Here is a 20303-nt window from a genome sequence, read left to right on the forward strand (position 1 = left end):
ATAATTATTTATTTTTTTGCACTATATTCATGAACAAATGCTGTTAAACGTCTTAATGTATCTGGCTTAACATCAGGGAAAACACCATGTCCAAGATTAAAAATATAGCCTGGATCTTTCATACCCTGATCTAGAATTTCTGTTGCTCTCTTTTCAATTTCCGACCATGGAGCAAGCAGTAGGGCAGGTTCTAAGTTACCTTGAACTGCTTTCGTAATCCCGCGATTTCTTGCTTCTTGAATTGGTAATCTCCAGTCAAGACCGACAACATCAAGTGGTAAATCATGCCACTCATTTGCTAAATGACTTGCGCCAACTCCAAACATAATTAACGGAACATTTTCTTTCTTCAATTCGGTAAAAATTCGATTCATAATTGGCTTAATAAACATTCTGTAATCTGCAACATTTAATGTGCCCACCCACGAATCAAAAATTTGGATAGCTTGGGCACCAGCCTCTATTTGTGATTTCACATATGTAATTGTCATTTCACCAAGTTTGTCCATTAACATAAACCAAGCTTCTGGCTCAGAATACATAAATGCTTTGGTTTTATGATAGTTTCTTGAAGGTCCTCCTTCAATCATATAACTAGCAAGTGTAAATGGTGCACCACTGAATCCAATTAACGGAACACTCAGCTGCTCACGCAACAATTTAATTGTGTCTAGCACATAAGGGATTGCCTCTGTTGGATTAAGTTCACCAAGCCTTTCAACATCAGCTTTTGAACGAACCGGGTTTTCAATGACTGGACCAATCCCCGATTTGATTTCAACATCAACACCAATACCAGGTAGTGGTGTCATTATATCTTTGTAAAGAATCGCTGCATCATTATTATATTGATCAACAGGCAGCTTTGTAACATAAGCACAAAGCTCAGGCTGATGAGTGATTTCAAATAACGAATACTTTTCTTTTATGGCACGATACTCAGGCTGCGACCGACCAGCTTGTCTCATATACCAAACTGGAACATGATCTGTTTTTTCACCTCTACAGGCACGTAAGAAATTATCATTAAACGGTTGGTTACTCATTAAAACCCCACACCTTTCTTTTAGACAATCTTTTCATACAATCATGAAAAATTATACGAATAATATCCAAACTTTACAATGACTTAGGCTATTGAAATAAACTTTTATCTATGGTAATAGCTTATTTACACCTTCCTCATCCATAAACAATATTAAAATAGTAAATAATTACACTCATCTTTTCTACTATAGCGATTGAGCGCAATGATGTACAGATTAACAACAAAAAAGTCATAAAATTGTTGATGTCTAATGGTTTTCATTAGCAGCCGATCATTTTATGTCAGAAAATCTCTCTCCCATCGCGTATAAACAATAACAAAATGGTAAAATTTGTTTTAAATCCTGTGACAAGTGGGGGGCAGCCTATGAACATGCAAAAAATAGTCCCTTTTTTTCAACCAATTATAAGTATGGATGATCGGAATATAATTGGTTATGAAGTATTGGGACGAATCCAGACAAAACAAGGATACCAAAGCCTAGGTCCTTTTTTCCATAATCCTAATGTGCAACAGAACAAAATAATTGAAGTTGACACTCACATAAGAAAAAAGGCACTAGAATCTTTTTTACGAGTAAACCATCGTAAACGGCTATTATTCCTCAATATTCACCCGGAGTGGTTAGTCGATAATGAAAAATGCAACTTATATACGATGATTCAACAATACGAACAGATGGGGATTGCCCCACAACAAATCGTCCTGGAAGTAACCGAAAAAAACTTCTCAAAATCAGAACTTAAGTTAAGTATTCTTCTTTCAAAATTTCGTAAACTTGGTTGCAAAATTGCGGTTGATGACGTTGGTACTGGTTTCAGTAATCTAGATCGAATTGCAGCACTAGGCCCTGACATTCTTAAAGTAGATTTGAACCTCATTAAGCAAAGTATCCATTCCCAACCATTTCGGGATGTTCTCTATTCACTATCTATCTTGTCCCAAAAAATAGGGGCAATATTACTATTTGAAGGAATTGAAACAATCGAACAAATGAAAAATGCCTGGAAATATGGCGGTCAATATTATCAAGGGTATTTATTTGCAAAACCTAGTGAGCATCCGATACTTCAAATGAACAGCTCAAATTTCTACATTCATGAAATGGAGAAGATTATTAAAAAGCACATTTATGAGCTTAAGAACCGTTTTCTCTTTGAGGCACAATTAAATGAGCTTTTTAAGCAATCTTTCAATGATGTTCGTGTGAAATCAGATGGTGATCAATATATTCGTCAATTTCTTCCTTTTATTCCTGACCAATGCTTTCGTCTTTATTTATGCGATGAAAACGGCATCCAAGTCTCTTCTAATGTTACGAATAACTCATTAGGTTTTTGGTGTTTTCACAAAGAATACCGAAACAAAAATTGGAGCTGGCGGCCCTACTTTTTGCAAAACATTGTCAAAATGCAACTAAACAAACGAGGTATTCTATCCGAAATTTACATCGATTTAGAGACAAATGAACCGATCGTTACGTTTTCTTATCCCGTTCATAAAAACCTCTACTTATTTCTTGATATCAAAAAGACAATGATAAGCAGAGTAAATCAACTTCAAGCCCATATGATGTCTTAACTGCTAAGAGGTATGAGCGACCTTTTAGAACTTCACCCTTGGCGTTTATCATCGATTGTTCGCGGTTCATCCGTTCTCATTTTATGTACAGATAGTGGCGCCCGGATAACCATATCTACCCAATCAGCAAATCGATAAGGGGCAAACGGAGACGTATAGTAGCTACCAAAGCTACGTAAACCTACTAAATGAATATTAATTAAAATATAGATAACGACAATGCCGAACAGTCCAAAAATCGCTGCCGAAATCATTAACATAAAACGTAGAACCCTTAGTGTAATACTTACATTGTAAGACGGAATAGCAAAGGAAGCGATCGCTGTAATCGCAACAACAATTACCATGATCGGACTTACAATTCCAGCACGAACAGCAGCATCACCAATTACTAGACCACCGACAATACCGATTGTTGACCCAACAGGTCGCGGCAGGCGAATTCCAGCCTCCCGAAGCAGCTCAAGCGTAAACTCCATCATCAATGCTTCAACAAAGGCAGGAAAGGGAACACCCTCCCTCGACCCTGCTATCGATAAGGCCAATGTCGTAGGAATCATACCTTGATGATAGGAGACCATCGCTATATAAAGCGCAGGTAAAAACAGCGCGATAAATGCGGCTAAATAACGAAGAACCCGGATCAATGTACCAATGTGCCAGCGGTCGTAATAATCTTCAGGTGATTTAAACAATTGTTGAAACGTAATTGGTGCGATTAAGACGAACGGGGTTCCATCAACAACAACAATAACATGACCATTTGTAATATGACCGACTGCTTTATCAGGTCGTTCTGTCTGTAACATTTGCGGAAAGGGCGATAAAACATTATCCTCAATTAACTGTTCAATCGTCCCTGTTTCAGCAACATGGTCTACATCAATACAAGATATCCGATAACGAATTTCATCAACAAGATCTTGATTCACAACCCCCTTCAAATAGAGGAGCGCAAAATCTTTCTTCGAGCGTTGCCCAAGTGATCCAAATTGCACAATTAAATTCGGATCACGAAGGCGGCGTCTCATAAGAGCTACATTGACGAGCATCGTTTCGATAAAGCCGTCTCTCGGACCACGAATCACAACTTCACTTTGCGGCTCATCAATTCCTCGTTGTTCAAAGCGACGTGTTTCGAATACAATCAACTTGGCAATGCCATCAATGACTAACAAAGATTCCCCTGACATAAAGGGTAGAATTGCTTCATCAAACGTTTCATAGACCTTATAATCGGAAACGAGGACATTTTTATTAAGCCACTTCTCTAGTAATTGCTTATCATCCTTCAGTTCAGCTACTTCCTCTTTTGTAAAGTACAACAGAGGCCTAACAATTTCACCTTCAATTCGATCCTGGTTATTTAAACCATCAATAAAGAAAATCGTCGCATTGACCTGCTTAGCAATCATAAAGTCACGTTGAATAATATCATCGCTTTCACCGACGATATTTTTGATTGACTCAACTGTTTTGGTTAGCTCTGTTGAAAGCTCTAAATGATATTCTTTTGTTTTACGAACTTTATTCTCATTTAGTTTTTTGAGTAATTTCTTGAACATCCTACCTTCCACCCCATTAGCCGTTAATCCAAGCGCTCATTTAACATATAATGACGAATTTTCACATTCGCATTGACTGTAATGTCTGCTTTTGCAAACTCACCATCTGCTCCGTCCCATTTATCCTCAATTTTCTTCCAATATTTATAGTCTTTCTTTCTAACTTCACGCCAGAATTCAAATGGATCAACATGAAATTCATTTTGCATCTTATCAATGATCATTGTTGCTTGTTGTTCAATCCTTTTCGCAACAGCGTCAGACAGCTGATCTTGAATTTTCGGATCACTAATTTCTACCCCGCGAAACCAGCTTTCACCAAAAATCCCCTCCGCACGAATCTCGACCTGAAACTTCAGTTGATCATTTTCTCTTTTATAGGTAACCTTGGAAGCATCCATTAAATTTTCATAAACAAAAAATGCGTCGTCCTCTTCCTCAAACGGAACCTGAAGAATTCCATTTAATCCTTCCCCCATAATCCAGTGATATCCCATGACGTCCTCTTCCCCTAACCAGCCAAGCATTCGGTTTTCTTTTCCTTGAAACACTGCCGCTCCGGCAATTTTTATCCCGTGAGTCGTTTGGTTATGGACGATACGCGGAACAATAAAACTATTTTCAGCGACAATATTTTCAGCTATTTTTCCAATCGTTACTGTTGTTGGCATCGGCAATTCCCGATGAAAATTTTCACGTATATCACGAATACTGATTGCCGGCATGGTTTCTAATGGTAACTTATGCTCCAACGTAGCAGAAGCTGGCATTTCTGAAACAAGAACATACGTTTGTCTCCTCATTTCGTGATCTCGAATATAAAAATCAAGTAGCTTTTCCATAAATTCTGGTTGTTCAAGCATTTTATAATTAATAATAATGACTTTAAGATGCTCAAAATTTAACATCCGACTTCTTCTCATACCAACATTTCGGCCCATTTTAAAGTTCGTCATATCGGTTGAAGTAATATTAAAAAACGGCTTTCCACTTGCTCCGCCACCATCACTACTGGCTAAAGCTCCAGGTACAGCGACTTGAAAAGTTGATTTGAATCTTTTTACACTTTTCCGATTTAGTTTTATTCCGGTTTCTTTTTCGAATTTTTCATTTTCTATTTTTTCTTCTTCCTCTGTAAGTGGATCAATCGCTACTGCTGTCAAAAAACCAATCTCCTCAATCTCAGTTCGATCCCAACATCCAGACATTAGAAGAGATGATACACATAAGAAAAGAAATATTAATTTCTTTGTCACCTTACATCCCCCTTACTTCTTGGTTTGATTGTGCTCTTCGCTTTCGTAACCACACCGTAAGAAAACCACTAATGATTGAAGTTATGTACAAACTTAAACCAAACCAACCAATATAATCTCCAAATTCAAAAGTTTCCGAAAGTGATAATGGAACAAAGGCTAAAATAAAGACAACAAAAGCAACTGCTGCAGGGAGATAGGTTGCTTTTTTCTTTACAAGAAATTGCTGTTTGGCTGTTTGAACTAGTAAGAAAAAAGCAATACTCATCGTGTTAAAAATCGTCATGATCCAAACAGTGATCACCAGCGATTCAATCCGCTCTATAAATCCCCCGGGAATTTCAACTTCCTTCGCTAAATCAACAGTGGGAAACGTCGTATACTTCGTCATTTCAACACCAAAAACTGCGACTGTAAAAAAATAAACGGAAGCATATAGCATTGTAATAAATAGAATAGCTAGATTTAATGGTCTTGATCTGAGGTTTTCTACTTTCATATAAGCCATAAAGAAAAAAATAATTTCAACGCCAAGGTACGATAATATCATTTCTTTTACACCAAGAAGTACTGGTAAAATACCTTCAGGCATTATTGGTAATACACGCTCAAAACTAATATTCATTATATTAAACGGAAAGATTAAAAAAGAGACGAAAATAACGATTGGAATAAACATAAGGCTAAGGTGGATAACCCCTTGGGCACCCTTATTAACAGCATAAACAATTAATAATAGCATGATTAAAACAATCACTTCTGATGGCGTCTGATCCAAAAGATACAGCTTAACTACCACTCCTAGCACTCTAGCTTCATAACCAAGTAGGAAGAGGAAATAAAGAATAAACGAAACACTTAAAATTTTAGCTAACCATTTCCCCTTTTTACCCTCAGCAAAATATTGCAGTAAGTTTTTTCCGGGGAAGTTTTTTTGCAATTGTACATAAATAAACACATTAATCATTACTACTATTCCAGTTATACCTATTGAAATCCATCCGTCTGCAGTTTCCTGAGCACTCGTTAATGCTCTCGGTACCGTTAAGATGCCTACCCCGATGATCATGGAAATAATTAATATCGACATTTCTATCGGAGAAACCCGATATTGGTCCTGATCGGTGATCATATGACGTTCCCACCTTTTGTGAAACTTTAACTCATTATTGTTCTTGCTCGTCCTTTTGTAATAATTGCTGCCTCTTTTTTTGGTTTTCCGGCTTCATCCAAGGTAAAATAACCAGTTTATTCAAAAGACCATGTACATATTGAGTAACAATGATAATTGTTGATGTTAATACTGCCGTCCAAAAGACTGATCTTTGTGGCATAAATCCTAAGATGCGACTTATAATTTCTTCCATGCCGCTCATTTAAAATCACCAACTTTTTCATTCTTAGTAAAAGTATCGCTAATAGTTTTTTCACAAAGAGTTTAAATTATGTTTTATTGGAAAAATAAAGTGTAATTTCCTCAAAAAAAAGACCAAAGCCCTCAAAAATGGCTTCAGTCTCCTACTTGTTTCATCATTGCATCATATTCATCCCTTGAATTTTGTTTTGCATTTCGTTTCTCAATTTGCTCATCAATATAGCCCGTGCCAAAAATAACTCCAACAACAATTAACAAAAAGCCAAGTAATTGACTGATGACAATAATTTCACCTAAAAAGAAATAGGCACCTACAAGTGCGAAAAACGGTGACAAATTAATAAAGATAGCCGTTTGTCCAGCACCTAGACGATGAATTGCAGCATTATATAACATATGACCAAATCCGGTCGCGATAATAGCTGACCAAAAAAATACAACCCATAGTAATGCCGAACCTGTTGTCATCTCGGTCGTCCTTCCTGGTTCTACAAAGAACAGGCTAATCGAAAACATAAGAATAGACCCGACAAAAAGCATAACCGCAGTCACTTGTAATGAATCAAGAGTATCTGTTGCTTTTTTAATAAAGATAAAGCTTAATGCTTGGGTCAGCATCGCACCAAAAACAAATAGATCACCTATAGATATATTTCCTAGACTGCCATTTGTTTGCATAACAACAAAAACCACACCTGTAAATCCAAGTATAATACCAATTAAACGTAATTTTGTTAAATGATCATGTAAAAAAATCATTGCAAAAATCGATGTTGATAGTGGAACTAACCCGAGTATAATTCCTGCATTCGATGCTGAAGTCTTTTCTAGCCCTAATGCCAAGAAAAAATGATGACCAATTACCCCTAATACAATCGCTCCACTTACAAATAGCCATTCTTGCCTTGTTAGCATCCGAAATTTCCGCTGCAGAAAAACAGTTGCTACCACAACCAAACTCCCTGCAAATACACGGATCGATGTCATCGTTAATGGCGGAAAGCTTTCAACTAACATTTTGATGGCAACTACATTTAATCCCCATATGAACATAACAGTTACTAATAATCCATAAATCAATAGTTTTGGCAGCTCCCTCATCTCCTCTCCTTCTCATAAAAGCTCACTATAATAACAACAGATGAAATATACGGCCATTTTCATATCATAACACTTTTCAAAAAAATATGGGGATATTAGACTTTGCCTAATATCCCCAATAAACACATTTTTCATTTTTAACTCACACTCTACATTAATCCTGCCTTCTCAAGAATTGCTTTCACCTCTTGAATCTTAGCCTCACTTAGAAGATTGGCTGGAGGGAGAACATAATTTGAGACCTGCTGTCCACGTAATCGCATGGCTTCTTTAATGACACTTACAAATGGGCTATCAAGCTTGTACATTAATGGTAAATATGCTAATCGCCGTTGAATATCAAGAGCTGTCTTCATGTCACCAGACATGTAAGCTTTGTATAGCTCTATTTGAAATTCAGGCGCATAGTTGGCACTTGCTGAAATCGCCCCATCCCCACCTAATGATAGAGTATTAAGCAAATGGTCGTCAAATCCGGCCAACACTGAAAAATTGGGATTTTCACCCTTCACTTTAATAATCATTTCACGAATATGTCCTGCTGTATCGACAGTTTCTTTAATACCAACGATATTCGGATATGCTTTGACTAACTTTGCAACGAAATCCGGACTTAAATCCTGACCGGTAAGTGTCGGAAAATTATAAAGGAGAATAGGAATATCAACAGCTTCTGCAACAGTAGCATAATGCTTGAACAAATTCTCCTCAGTTAATGGCCAATAATAAGGATTAATAATAACAGCACCATCGGCTTTCACTTCTTTTGCGTGTTGTGTAAGTGAAACAACTTCACGTGTATTTGCACTCCCTGTCCCTATTAACACGGGAACACGTCCGGCAACATATTCAGTAGCAAATGAGGCTACCTCTTTCCGCTCAGCTTCCGTCATCTGACTGAACTCTCCACCAGTACCTAAGAAGAAGAGTCCATCTACACCGGCTTCAATTAAAAAGTCAATGACTTTTCCCATTCCAGCCTGATCAAGTTCACCTTGGTCATTAAAGATTGTCGAGACTGGAGGAATAATCCCACGAAAATTATGCTTTAGCATTTTCCATCCCTCATTTTCCTCATGCTGTAAAATTATTTCATTCCTACTTCTGCGTATTTCTTGCTTCTTTCACTAGGTTAGTAAATTGCCTTGCCTTCTCAGTTAACTCACGCAGGGAACCATCTGTGATTGGTTGACGGGTATTTACTAACGTACTTCCTACACCAGCAGCAACCGCACCCATTTTAATATACTCTGCTACATTGTCGATATCGATACCGCCCGTAGGCATTAATGGAATATGTGGCAGCGGTCCATGAACATCCTTTAAATATCTTGGTCCAAAAGCACTCGCCGGAAATACTTTAATAATATCTCCACCACTTTCATATGCCTTAAGGATTTCAGTTGGCGTTAAGGCTCCTGGTATACTTACAATCCCATAACGTTTTGTCATCTTTATTGTGTCTACATCCACTGTTGGTGAAAAAATGAACCTTGCCCCAGCCATAATACATGCTCTAGCTGTTTCTGCGTCGAGGACAGTTCCAGCACCGACAATAACTTCATCCCCAAGCTCATTACTAACTTGTTCAATTAAGTGCAACACTTTTGGCGTTTCTACGGTAATTTCTAACGTCTTAACCCCACCTTCCGCTAATGCACTCGCAATTGAAACGATATGCTCTGGTTTTGCCCCCCGAATTACCGCAACAATCCCATTATCTTTAATTTGTTGTAACAATTCCATTTCCAAAAACCCCTTTAAATAAATTTAGAATTGAGAATTTATAATTTAGAATTGGTGTAAGCTTTTCAAAGATGTTTTTCTCGTGCTTCTCTGAAATACCCTCAATAATTCTAAATTCTAAATTCTACATTATAAATTAATTATTACCATTCTGCCACTGATCCGTCTTTATGTCTCCAAATTGGATTCTTCCAGTTGTGTCCCGCTTCAGCCATCTTACGGACTTTTTCTTCATTTATTGTAATTCCTAACCCTGGTCCCTCTGGAATCTTTACATAACCATCCTCATAGGCAAACACTGAAGGGTCCGTAATATAATCTAACAAATCACTTCCTTGATTATAATGAATACCTAAGCTTTGCTCCTGAATAAACGCATTATGTGATGTGGCATCGACATGTAAACAAGACGCTAACGCTATCGGTCCTAATGGACAATGGGGTGCAAGGGCTACATCATATGCTTCAGCCATCGATGCAATTTTTTTGCATTCGGTAATTCCACCTGCATGGGATAAGTCAGGTTGTATGATATCAACATAACCATCCGCTAGTAGTTCTTTGAAATCCCATCTTGAAAACATCCTCTCTCCTGTCGCTATTGGAATCGACGTATGCCTTGCAATTTCCTTCAATGCTTCATTGTTTTCCGACAGTACCGGTTCTTCAATAAACATCGGACGATACGGTTCTAATTCTTTCGCCAAAAATTTTGCCATTGGTTTATGAACCCGTCCATGAAAATCAATCCCAATTCCAACATAAGGTCCTACCGCTTCACGTACTGCAGCGATTCTTTCTACAGCTTGATCTATCTTTTCATATGAATCAACATACTGAAGCTCTTCTGTACCATTCATTTTCACTGCAGTAAACCCGGCATCAACGACTTCTTTTGCTGCTTGTCCAACTTCACTCGGCCGGTCTCCGCCAATCCATGAGTAGACACGTATCGAGTCCCGACAAGCACCACCTAATAATTGATAAACAGGCGTGTTAAAATACTTCCCTTTAATATCCCATAATGCTTGATCAATTCCAGAAATCGCACTCATCAAAATAGGACCACCTCGGTAAAAGCCTCCCCGATAAAGGACATTCCAATGATCCTCAATTCGTAAAGGATCTTTTCCGATTAAATACTCAGACAATTCTTCGACAGCAGCTTTTACCGTATAGGCTTTACCTTCAATAACCGGCTCACCCCAGCCAGTAATCCCTTCATCCGTTTCCATTTTTAAAAAACACCAGCGCGGGGGAACGATAAAACACTCTAGCTTTGTGATTTTCATGTTAATCCTCCTTGTTATGTAGGTATTCACTCTTATTAATCTTTCTCAAGGAAACAGAAAAATTAATAAGAAATTTTTTCAAATTTAATGGCGGTCACTTTGATATAAAAAGGCATTCTTCTTCATTACAAAATGAGAAAAATGCCTCAATTCACTATTTCTTTACTACAGCATGTCCACCAAATTCATTTCGAAGGGCTGCGACAACCTTTCCTGTGAATGTGTCATCTTCAAGTGAACGATATCTCATCAGTAACGACAGAGTAATGACTGGTGCGGCAACTTGTAGATCAAGCGATTCCTCAACCGTCCATTTTCCTTCCCCAGATGAATGCATAACCCCTCTTATTCCTTCTAACTTAGCATCTTTTGAAAAGGCATTCTGTGTAAGTTCCATTAACCACGAACGAATGACAGAGCCATGGTTCCAAACTTTTGCGACAGCCTCATAATCGTAGTCAAACTGACTTTTTTCCAAAATATCAAATCCTTCTGCAATCGCCTGCATCATCCCATACTCAATTCCGTTATGAACCATCTTTAAGTAATGGCCACTGCCAACTGGTCCTGAATATAAATACCCGTTATCAATCGAAGTGTCTTTAAAGATTTGCTCAATCGATTCAAATAGCTCTTTATCGCCACCAATCATCGTACAAGCACCATGTCTTGCTCCTTCAACTCCGCCACTTGTTCCAACATCAAAGAAATGGATCCCTTTTTCTTTTAAGAATTCGGCTCTTCGAAGTGTATCTTTATAATTTGAGTTCCCTCCATCAATAACGATATCTCCTTCATCAAGTTCATTTTGTAACGTCATCACCACTTGCTCTGTAATCTCACCGGCAGGAACCATTAACCAAATGACTCTTCGTTTCGGCAACTTTTCGACAAGTTCTTGAATAGAGTAAGCCCCAATCGCACCTTCACTTGAAATTTTATCTACTTGTTCCTTATTTACATCATTCGCATAAACTGTATGTCCATGATCTATGAGGTTTAACGCTAAATTATATCCCATCTTGCCAAGACCTATCATTCCAATATTCATTGTTCTTTCTCCTTTCAAACTCTTTATTTTATTATATGATAAAAAATTTCTTTTTAAAACCCATGTTAAGAAATAAATTTTCTTTTTAAATGAATCATATTAGGATATACTTAAAATGTGTCAATTTGTAACAATTCATTCACAAGAGGTGAGAAGATGAAAGTTGGGATCATAAATATCGGTTCATTTACATCAGGAGTAAATCAATTATTACGAACTATAATTTCAAGGAATACGGAACAGAAACATACGTTTATCGGAATTGAAATTGATCGTGAAAATAGAGAAGTTGCATTAAAGGAACTTGAACTAGAATTACTTAAAAAATCAGAAAAATTTGGTGAAGAGCAACTTTTACATATATATCCATCCACTGAGATTGAGAATAATTTCTATAGTGATATTGCTACATCTTCCTCATTCGATGCGATTGTAATTATTGGTGATGATGGTTCTGATCGTTATGATGGAAAAGCAAAACGTTTATATGTTCCAACATCAATTTATAATGATATCCCAGGTTCGACACTTTCATTAGGATATGATTCAGCTTTGAATTCAGTAGTTACTAGTATTTTACAAATTAAGGATACTGCCAAATCTATGATTTATGAAAAACCACGTGTTTTTTGTGTCCAAGTACCTGGAACTTCTCCCAACTCATTACTTTCAGACTCAGCCCTTGCCGTTAGCGGGATGAGCATTATTAATGAAATGAATGATGATAATTATCTGGATCTGAAGAGGATTATCGAAACAAAATATGCGAAAAACGAAACATATTCATTTCTTCTTATTAATGAAGCAATTAATCCGGAAGTAGTTAAAGAAAAACTAAGTCATTTAATTGATACAGATTTTAAACTAGTAAAGATAGATGAAGCACAATGTTTAGGGCCATATCCTACTGCTATAGATCGTGTATTATCCGTTAAGCTAGCCAACCACATTTTTGATTGGGTTGATTCCATCCATGAATCAGGACGACTACTCGTAAAAGAGCAGCAAATTATTTTCAGTAAATAGAAAAAAGGTATGGAGCAATTCTCCATACCTTTCTCTTCTTACGTAAGAAACTTAACTACTTTTTCCATTGCTTCCTCGCTGTCCTCACCAACTGTCCTAACTAATATTTTATCATCATTCTTGAGCTGTAATGTAATTAATCCTAAAAAGCTCTTTAAATTAACTTCAATCACATTCCCACGAACCATTTTTTTTAAAAAGATTTCAGACTTATATGGTTGAATCACTTTGCTTAACTCTGTAATCGTCTGATCTTCAGTAATTTGAACAGTGATTTCTTTCATACTCTCTTTCGGCATCGGTATACGCTCCTTTTTCACAAGCTACTTTTCCATTTTATCACAGTACCTTACCCTTTAAAACTTAAAGGGAAGAGCGATATTTGTGGCAGGAAGATAATGAGAAATAATGTGAACAGCATAACGAAGAAAAATGGAATAATCGCCTTTGATAACGTTTCAATCGAAAGACCGGATATACCTGAGCCAACAAATAGATTTACTCCTAATGGTGGCGTAATAAATCCAATCGCTAAATTTACAATCATAATAATTCCAAAATGAACTGGATCATAACCGATATTAACTGCAATTGGTAATAAAATAGGGGTCAAAATAATGATTGCCGCTAGTGTATCCATAAAGCAACCAACAATTAAAAGTAAAACAGTAATTAATAATATGATTACAATCGGACTTTCCGATATCGATAGCATCCATTGCGCAACTTGATTTGGCACCTGTTGAATCGTTAATAATCGTCCAAAAGCTGTAGCTGAACCAACAATAATTAAAATCGTTGCCGTCGTTAAGGCCGAGTTTGCAAACACGCTAGGCAAATCTTTAATTTTTAATTCACGATAGAAAAGCATCCCCGCCAGTAAGCCATAAACAACTGCAATAACGGCGGCTTCTGTTGGCGTAAAGATACCGCCATAAATACCTCCTAAAATAATGATTGGGATCAATAACGCCCATTTAGCATCCCACGTTGCTTTCCATATATTCGCAAGAGAGGTTGGTTCATCTGAACCGCTAAATCCTTTTTTCTTCGAATAAAAATATGTCCAAATAATAAGCGTAAAACCGACTAACAGACCAGGCAGAATACCTGCAATAAACATATCAGAAATCGACACACTGCCGACAACACCATAGATAACCATTGGAATACTAGGAGGAATAATAACCCCAAGTGAACCTGCAGCTGCTACAACAGCTGTTGCAAATTTTTTATCATATCCTTGACGAACCATAGCAGGAATCATAATCCCACCGATCGCAGCCACAGTTGCAGGTGCTGAACCTGAAATAGCTGCAAAGAACATACATGTAATAATTGTTGCGATTGCAAACCCCCCTGTTTTGTTACCCACCATAGAGTTTGCTACGCGGAAGAGGCGATCGGAAATTCCTCCCTTACCCATAATTTCACCGGCTAAAATGAAGAATGGGACGGCCATTAAAGGAAAAGAATCAATTGATGTAATTAACTCTTTTGCTAAAAAATCAATCGGCAATGCACCTGTATATACAATCGTAATTAACGTTGCAAGCCCTAATGCAATCCCGATTGGTACACTAAGTAGTAAAAATACTGCAAATGCTATAAATAGTAATACTGGACCGCTCATTACTCTCCCCCCTTAATCTTCACTTAATCGTTCCAGATCCGTTTTAACTTCAAAGTTATCGTTACCAAATAACGCTTTAAATTGTCTGAATAAATTTTGAATAATCCGTATTGACGTTAACGCCATTCCTATAGGAGCTGCCATATATACATAGCCCATTGGAATTTGATTCGCTGGTGACTTTTGGCCCCATTCAAGCAACCTTTCGGCAATACCATAGCCATAATAAATAACAATGATTGCAAATGCCAGAAACAAAAGATTAGCTACAATATTAAAAATAATTCTCCCCTTATCCTTAAATAGAAGGAGTACCAAATCAACTTTAATATGACGTTGCTTCTTCACACCATAACTGATGCCGATGTAGACTAACCAAATAAAACAATACCTTGCAAGCTCTTCCGACCATGAAAGAGAACTTCCAATTACATATCTCATAAACACTTGCAAGAATATAACTGAAACCATAATGGTTGATAAAATAAATAGTAAAATTTCCTCTGTATGATCATCAAAAAAACGTAAGACTCTCATTAAGCTACCTCTCTTTCATATTGTCTTTAGTTAAAAAGAAAAACAAAACTACATACCTGTCAATATGTAAGCGTTAACAACCACTTGGCCCTTATAAGTACGAATAACGAACTATAGGTACAGACTTTTGTTTTTCCTTTTATCATTATTAATAAAATATAAAAAGAGAAGGCTGAAGAGCTTCCTTCAAAGCCTTCTCTTCAAGTCAAATTATTCTTGTGCATCCTCGATTGCTTGGTACACGCGATCAACAATATCTTGACCAACACGCTCTGCATATTTATCAAGAACTGGTTGAACAATTTCAATCATTTCTTGACGAGCTTCATCAGAGATTTCAGTATATGTCATCCCTTCATCTTGTAAGCTTTGAAGATATTCAGAATTAGCCTCACGGTTAAGCTCTCGTTGGTATTGACCTGCTTCAATCGCTGCATCTTTCACAATTTGTTGTTGCTCTTCAGATAGGCCATCAAAGAATGTTTTACTCATTAAGAAAACAAACGGGCTATAGATATGATGTGTATTGGACACGTGATCTTGAACCTCATGGAACTTTTGTAAATAGATTGTTGCATAAGGATTTTCTTGTCCATCAACTGTTCCTTGTTGCATCGCTGCAAACAGCTCTGTAAATGCCATTGGAGTTGGGTTTGCGCCTAAAGCACGGAATGCCTCTAAATGAAGTTCATTTTCCATTGTACGAATCTTTAAGCCATTGAAATCTTCAGCAGTAGCAACTGCTCTCTTACTGTTTGTTAAGTCACGGAAACCATTTTCCCAATAAGCTAATCCAACTAAATTTTGGTTTGGTAACATATCAAGAAATTCTTGTCCAACTTCACCATCTAATACTTTATCCGCTACTTCCTCACTTGGGAAAAGAAACGGGAAATCAAATACATTATATTCTGGTACGAAGTTTGCAATTGGCGCTGTTGAAGGAATCGTTACTTCTTGAGAACCTAACTGCAATGCTTCGGTCATTGTACGATCATCACCAAGCTGTCCACTGTGGTATGTTTCTACAACAATTTGACCGTTAGATTTTTCTTCTACAATTTCTTTAAAGCGCAGTAAACCTTTGTATTGAGGATGTTGGTCATTTAAGCCAATCCCAGCACGAATCGTTTTTGTCTCTCCAGTCGTTTCAGCAGGTGCTTCATCTCCTGCTGGTGCCTCTTCAGCTGGCGCGTCGTCTGCAGGTGCCTCATTAGCCCCTCCTCCACATGCAGCTAGAAATACTGCCATTACAGCAAATAAGAACATCAATAGTTTCTTTTTCATCAAAAGACCCCCTTAGAAAATTTTTTTATAATTTCAATGAAATTATTGCTAATTTCATGAAAAAACAACGAATACATATAAGTTTTAGTAACCGTTTTCAATCCACTTTTCTTGCTTATTTAATCGTGAAATTTTTTTTCCTACACTGAACATTATATGGCAAAAAATTTCTTTTACAAGTAATTTATTTCGAAAAAATATTTTTTTGTTGTTTTTTATCGTTTAAAATGGAAATAATCGTTCTAGAATGTTGAAAGGATGTTATGAAAATGGGAAATACAACTCACTGCTTACCAAGAATTCGGTCTTCATATCCACAATTCAGTGATAAAGAAAAAATAATTGCTGATTATATTTTGAATAATCCTGATAAAATTATACATTTAACAATCAATCAAATTGCCGAAGACTTAAATGTTGCAGAAGCAACAGTGTTTCGTTTTTGTAAAAGAATTGGTTTTAAAGGTTTTCAAGCAATGAAAATCGCCCTTGCTTCTGAGAGCACCGCTCCAATTAAAGAAATACATGAAGAATTTAATATAGATGACGATGAAAAAACCGTTGCCGAGAAAGTTTTTAAATCTAATATTCGAACTTTAGAAGAAACGCTCCAAGTTATTGATGGAGCAAGTTTTAAAAAGGCTGTACAAGCGATCCTACATGCAAATCGAGTTGAATTTTACGGCAGCGGTGGTTCAGGTACAGTTGCTGAAGATGCTCACCATAAGTTCCTTCGTACCGGAATTCAGACAATCGCTTACATTGATTCTCACTTACAGCTTATGTCTGCATCTCAATTAACTGAAAATGATGTCATTGTTCTAATTTCTCACTCTGGTTCAAATAAAGATCTTCTTCAAGCATTAGAATTAGCAAAAGAAATTGGTGTCACAACGATTGGTATCACTGCCCTAGGAAAATCGCCATTAAGTCAAGGGGTCGATATTCCACTGTATACAGTCAGTGAAGAAACTGAACTTCGCTTTGAAGCATTGGCATCACGTCTTGCACAGCTTAGTATTATTGACGCTCTTTATGTAAATGTTGCGATGGGACGGAAAGAATTAATGGCTTCTTCGCTTCAAAAGATTCGCAACGCTATTTCATATAAGCGCATTTAACATTGAAAGGAAGTAACTATTCATGGAACGTAAGTATGTAATTGGTCTTGATATTGGTACCACAAGTGCGAAAGCCGTTCTTTTTCAAAAAGATGGCATCGTTATTTCTGAAAGTGAAACAACTTATCCCGTACATTCCCCCTATCCTTCATGGGTAGAGCAAGACCCTAATGAAATTGAAAGAGCTGCAGTCCAATCATTACGGGAGGTTATTACTAAAAGTAATGTACCCGGCTCAAGCATATTATGTGTTGGTATTTCAGCAGCTATGCACTCCCTTATTTGTATGGATGAAAATAATCATCCGCTCTCTCCTTCAATTACTTGGGCAGACGGTAGAAGTGTACAGCAAGCTAAACATCTGAAAAACACCATTGGTACTGAAATCTATTTAAAAACCGGTACGCCGATTCATCCAATGTCACCTCTTCTTAAACTGTTGTGGATGAAAGAAACAAAATACAAACCATACGTAAAGGCAAAAAAGTTTATATCTATAAAAGAATTCATCTTCCAAAAATGGTTCGGTTCCTATATTGTTGATTACTCGGTCGCCTCTGCGACTGGTCTGTTTAACATTCATCGACTTGAGTGGGACAAAGAAGCACTCATACTTGCAGGTATCACTGCCGAACAACTCTCAACACCTGTATCACCGACTACGGTTTCTCAAGGACTATCCACCGAATTAGCGAACGAAATCGGCCTTTCAAAAGATACACCATTTGTTATTGGTGCTAGTGACGGACCATTAGCAAACTTAGGTATAGGTGCCATTAACCCTGGTGAAGTCGCTCTCACTATTGGAACTAGCGGTGCAATCCGCCAAATGGCAACAAAGCCAAAAACAGATTCATTACAGGAAATTTTTTGTTATGCTTTTACTGAAGACCTTTGGATTATGGGAGGGCCGACGAATAATGGAGCCATTGTATTGCAATGGTTAAAAGATACTTTAGGACAGCAGGAGATACATGATGCAAAAGAGCAGGGAGTTAATCCATATGACTTATTAACAGGTTTAGCTGCACAATCACCAGCAGGTGCCAACGGACTTCTATTTATGCCATTCTTAAATGGGGAACGAGCACCAGTTTGGAATGCGAATGCAAGAGGGAGCTATGTCGGATTAACACTTTCACACACTAAACAAGACCTGCTTCGGGCTGGATTAGAAGGTGTCATTTTGGGATTATATAGTGTCGGAGAAGCCTTGGAGCGATTAGCTGGTTCACATGCTAAATTATTTGCGAGTGGAGGATTTGCCCGTTCACCTCTTTGGCTGCAAATCGTAGCTGATATCTTTGGTACTGATGTTCTCGTTCCAGAAAGCCATCAAAGCTCAGCCTGGGGTGCAGCATGGGTTGGTTTGTACGCTATTAATGAAGTACAATCATTAGCTGATATTAAACATCATATCCCAATGAAACAAACATTCACACCTGATTCAAACAACAACAAAACATATCAAGAGTTGTACAAAATCTACCGTGACCTCTACCAATCACTAGAGCCGCAGTTTGAAGCACTGGCGGAGTTTCAAAAAAAACACTGATTTTAATGTAGAATTTAGAATTATAAAAACTAAATCAAAAACAAAAACATCTCCAAAGCATAACTCAGGAGATGTTTTTAATTATTAATTATTAATTCTTTCGTATACTTCCGGATTGACGGTATGCAGCAATTTCTCTCCACTTAATGCTCTCAAAATATTTTTTGCCGTAATCATGGCCATTTCCATTCTTGTTTCAATTGTAGCGCTTCCAATATGCGGTATGAGTACTACATTATCTAATGACACTAATGGATGATTAGAGGAAATCGGTTCTTTCTCAAAAACATCTAGCCCTGCTGCAAATATTTCGCCTTCCTTTAAAGCACGATACAATGCTTCTTCATCAACATTTGTTCCCCGTGACGTATTTATAAATATCGCACTTTTTTTCATCAGTTCAAACTGCTTTGCACCAATCATTTTAGCAGTTTCAGGGGTTGACGGAGTAAGCAGGACAACATAATCTGATTGCTTCAATAACTCAACTAACGAACAGTACTTTACCCCTAACTGATCTTCTACATCATGTTTTCTCATTCGATTATGATAGAGGATATCCATGCTAAAGCCTGAGGCTCTTCTAGCAACAGCTTCACCGATACGTCCCATTCCGATAATCCCAATTGTTTTCCCATAAATACTTTGACCTGTTAATAGCATTGGTCCCCAGCTTGTCCACTGATCTTGACGAAGATAATCCATTCCTTCAACAATTCTCCTAGCAGTTGCCATAAGTAGGGCAAATGTTAAATCTGCCGTTGCCTCTGTTAACACTCCAGGGGTATGCCCAATCGAAATCCCTCTGTTGGTCGCTTCTTGCACATCGATATTGTCAAAGCCCACTGCCATCGTACAAACCGTCTTTAACTTTGGAGCATGCTCAAAAAACTCCTGATTAATTTGATCAGCAACATTTGTAAATACTGCATCTGCATCAGCAACCTCTTCAAGAAGTAATTCGCGAGGCATTGGTTCATTCTCTTTTCCCCACATTTTTATAACATAATATTGTTCTAATAATTGAACAATTTCATTGGGAATTTTTCTTGTTATTACGATTTTCACTATGTATCAACCTCTCATCAATAAATTCATCATAAAAAGGTTGATAGATGACTACCAACCT

Annotated in this window: 19 protein-coding genes; 4 read left to right on the forward strand and 15 right to left on the reverse strand. The window is 37.3% G+C overall.

All coding sequences use genetic code 11. The features are described from left to right. Positions 1-8 precede the first annotated feature (8 nt). Positions 9-1046 (reverse strand): uroporphyrinogen decarboxylase, encoded by a 1038-nt coding sequence (gene hemE, locus ACJ2A9_RS06850; protein WP_441420869.1) that lies wholly within the window; start codon positions 1044-1046, stop codon positions 9-11. A 368-nt stretch (positions 1047-1414) separates the two neighbouring features. On the opposite strand from hemE, the gene ACJ2A9_RS06855 reads away from it, so the two are divergent. Further along, positions 1415-2629, forward strand: a complete 1215-nt coding sequence (locus ACJ2A9_RS06855; RefSeq protein WP_441420870.1) for an EAL domain-containing protein — start codon at positions 1415-1417, stop codon at positions 2627-2629. A gap of 32 nt (positions 2630-2661) precedes the next feature. Here ACJ2A9_RS06855 and ACJ2A9_RS06860 read toward each other — a convergent pair whose 3' ends face one another. From ACJ2A9_RS06860 to gnd, 9 genes are all read right to left on the reverse strand, one after another. Further along, positions 2662-4194 (reverse strand): spore germination protein, encoded by a 1533-nt coding sequence (locus ACJ2A9_RS06860; RefSeq protein ID WP_441420871.1) that lies wholly within the window; start codon positions 4192-4194, stop codon positions 2662-2664. 23 nt (positions 4195-4217) lie between these two features. Beyond that, a complete protein-coding gene (locus ACJ2A9_RS06865; protein WP_441420872.1) occupies positions 4218-5450 on the reverse strand; it encodes a Ger(x)C family spore germination protein in 1233 nt (410 codons plus the stop codon). 1 nt (position 5451) lies between these two features. Then, positions 5452-6582 carry a GerAB/ArcD/ProY family transporter gene (locus ACJ2A9_RS06870; protein WP_441420873.1) on the reverse strand — a complete coding sequence of 377 codons (1131 nt, stop codon included), beginning with the start codon at positions 6580-6582 and terminating at the stop codon, positions 5452-5454. Positions 6583-6616: 34 nt separating this feature from the next. Next, positions 6617-6826 carry a hypothetical protein gene (locus ACJ2A9_RS06875; RefSeq protein WP_441420874.1) on the reverse strand — a complete coding sequence of 70 codons (210 nt, stop codon included), beginning with the start codon at positions 6824-6826 and terminating at the stop codon, positions 6617-6619. 134 nt (positions 6827-6960) lie between these two features. After that, complete coding sequence (locus tag ACJ2A9_RS06880) at positions 6961-7926, reverse strand: DMT family transporter (RefSeq protein ID WP_441420875.1); 966 nt, start codon at positions 7924-7926, stop codon at positions 6961-6963. A 149-nt stretch (positions 7927-8075) separates the two neighbouring features. Next, positions 8076-8981, reverse strand: a complete 906-nt coding sequence (locus tag ACJ2A9_RS06885) for a dihydrodipicolinate synthase family protein (RefSeq protein ID WP_441420876.1) — start codon at positions 8979-8981, stop codon at positions 8076-8078. A 43-nt stretch (positions 8982-9024) separates the two neighbouring features. Continuing rightward, positions 9025-9672, reverse strand: a complete 648-nt coding sequence (locus tag ACJ2A9_RS06890; RefSeq protein WP_441420877.1) for a bifunctional 4-hydroxy-2-oxoglutarate aldolase/2-dehydro-3-deoxy-phosphogluconate aldolase — start codon at positions 9670-9672, stop codon at positions 9025-9027. A gap of 143 nt (positions 9673-9815) precedes the next feature. Beyond that, positions 9816-10964: a galactonate dehydratase gene (gene dgoD, locus ACJ2A9_RS06895; protein ID WP_441420878.1), complete on the reverse strand. Its 1149-nt coding sequence runs from the start codon at positions 10962-10964 to the stop codon at positions 9816-9818. Between the two features lie 154 nt (positions 10965-11118). Then, entirely contained in the window at positions 11119-12015 is an 897-nt protein-coding gene (gnd, locus tag ACJ2A9_RS06900) for a phosphogluconate dehydrogenase (NAD(+)-dependent, decarboxylating) (RefSeq protein WP_441420879.1), read from the reverse strand. Between the two features lie 156 nt (positions 12016-12171). Between gnd and ACJ2A9_RS06905 the strand changes: the two genes are divergently transcribed. Next, positions 12172-13041: a 6-phosphofructokinase gene (locus ACJ2A9_RS06905; protein WP_441420880.1), complete on the forward strand. Its 870-nt coding sequence runs from the start codon at positions 12172-12174 to the stop codon at positions 13039-13041. Positions 13042-13079: 38 nt separating this feature from the next. On the opposite strand, the gene ACJ2A9_RS06910 is transcribed toward ACJ2A9_RS06905, so the two are convergent. The 4 genes from ACJ2A9_RS06910 to ACJ2A9_RS06925 all read right to left on the reverse strand — a co-directional run bounded on the left by ACJ2A9_RS06910 (position 13080) and on the right by ACJ2A9_RS06925 (position 16498). After that, a complete protein-coding gene (locus ACJ2A9_RS06910) occupies positions 13080-13340 on the reverse strand; it encodes an HPr family phosphocarrier protein (RefSeq protein ID WP_441420881.1) in 261 nt (86 codons plus the stop codon). A gap of 50 nt (positions 13341-13390) precedes the next feature. Continuing rightward, complete coding sequence (locus ACJ2A9_RS06915) at positions 13391-14674, reverse strand: TRAP transporter large permease (RefSeq protein ID WP_441420882.1); 1284 nt, start codon at positions 14672-14674, stop codon at positions 13391-13393. Positions 14675-14686: 12 nt separating this feature from the next. Continuing rightward, complete coding sequence (locus tag ACJ2A9_RS06920) at positions 14687-15211, reverse strand: TRAP transporter small permease (RefSeq protein ID WP_441420883.1); 525 nt, start codon at positions 15209-15211, stop codon at positions 14687-14689. Positions 15212-15421: 210 nt separating this feature from the next. Continuing rightward, positions 15422-16498, reverse strand: a complete 1077-nt coding sequence (locus tag ACJ2A9_RS06925; protein WP_441420884.1) for a TRAP transporter substrate-binding protein — start codon at positions 16496-16498, stop codon at positions 15422-15424. A 263-nt stretch (positions 16499-16761) separates the two neighbouring features. Between ACJ2A9_RS06925 and ACJ2A9_RS06930 the strand changes: the two genes are divergently transcribed. Beyond that, a complete protein-coding gene (locus ACJ2A9_RS06930; protein ID WP_441420885.1) occupies positions 16762-17619 on the forward strand; it encodes a MurR/RpiR family transcriptional regulator in 858 nt (285 codons plus the stop codon). 22 nt (positions 17620-17641) lie between these two features. After that, positions 17642-19174, forward strand: a complete 1533-nt coding sequence (locus tag ACJ2A9_RS06935) for a gluconokinase (RefSeq protein ID WP_441420886.1) — start codon at positions 17642-17644, stop codon at positions 19172-19174. An 84-nt stretch (positions 19175-19258) separates the two neighbouring features. On the opposite strand, the gene ACJ2A9_RS06940 is transcribed toward ACJ2A9_RS06935, so the two are convergent. Beyond that, positions 19259-20242, reverse strand: a complete 984-nt coding sequence (locus tag ACJ2A9_RS06940; protein WP_441420887.1) for a 2-hydroxyacid dehydrogenase — start codon at positions 20240-20242, stop codon at positions 19259-19261. Positions 20243-20303 lie beyond the last annotated feature (61 nt).

The organism is Anaerobacillus sp. MEB173 (assembly GCF_052119505.1).
GTDB lineage: Bacteria > Bacillota > Bacilli > Bacillales > JBJMAU01 > JBJMAU01.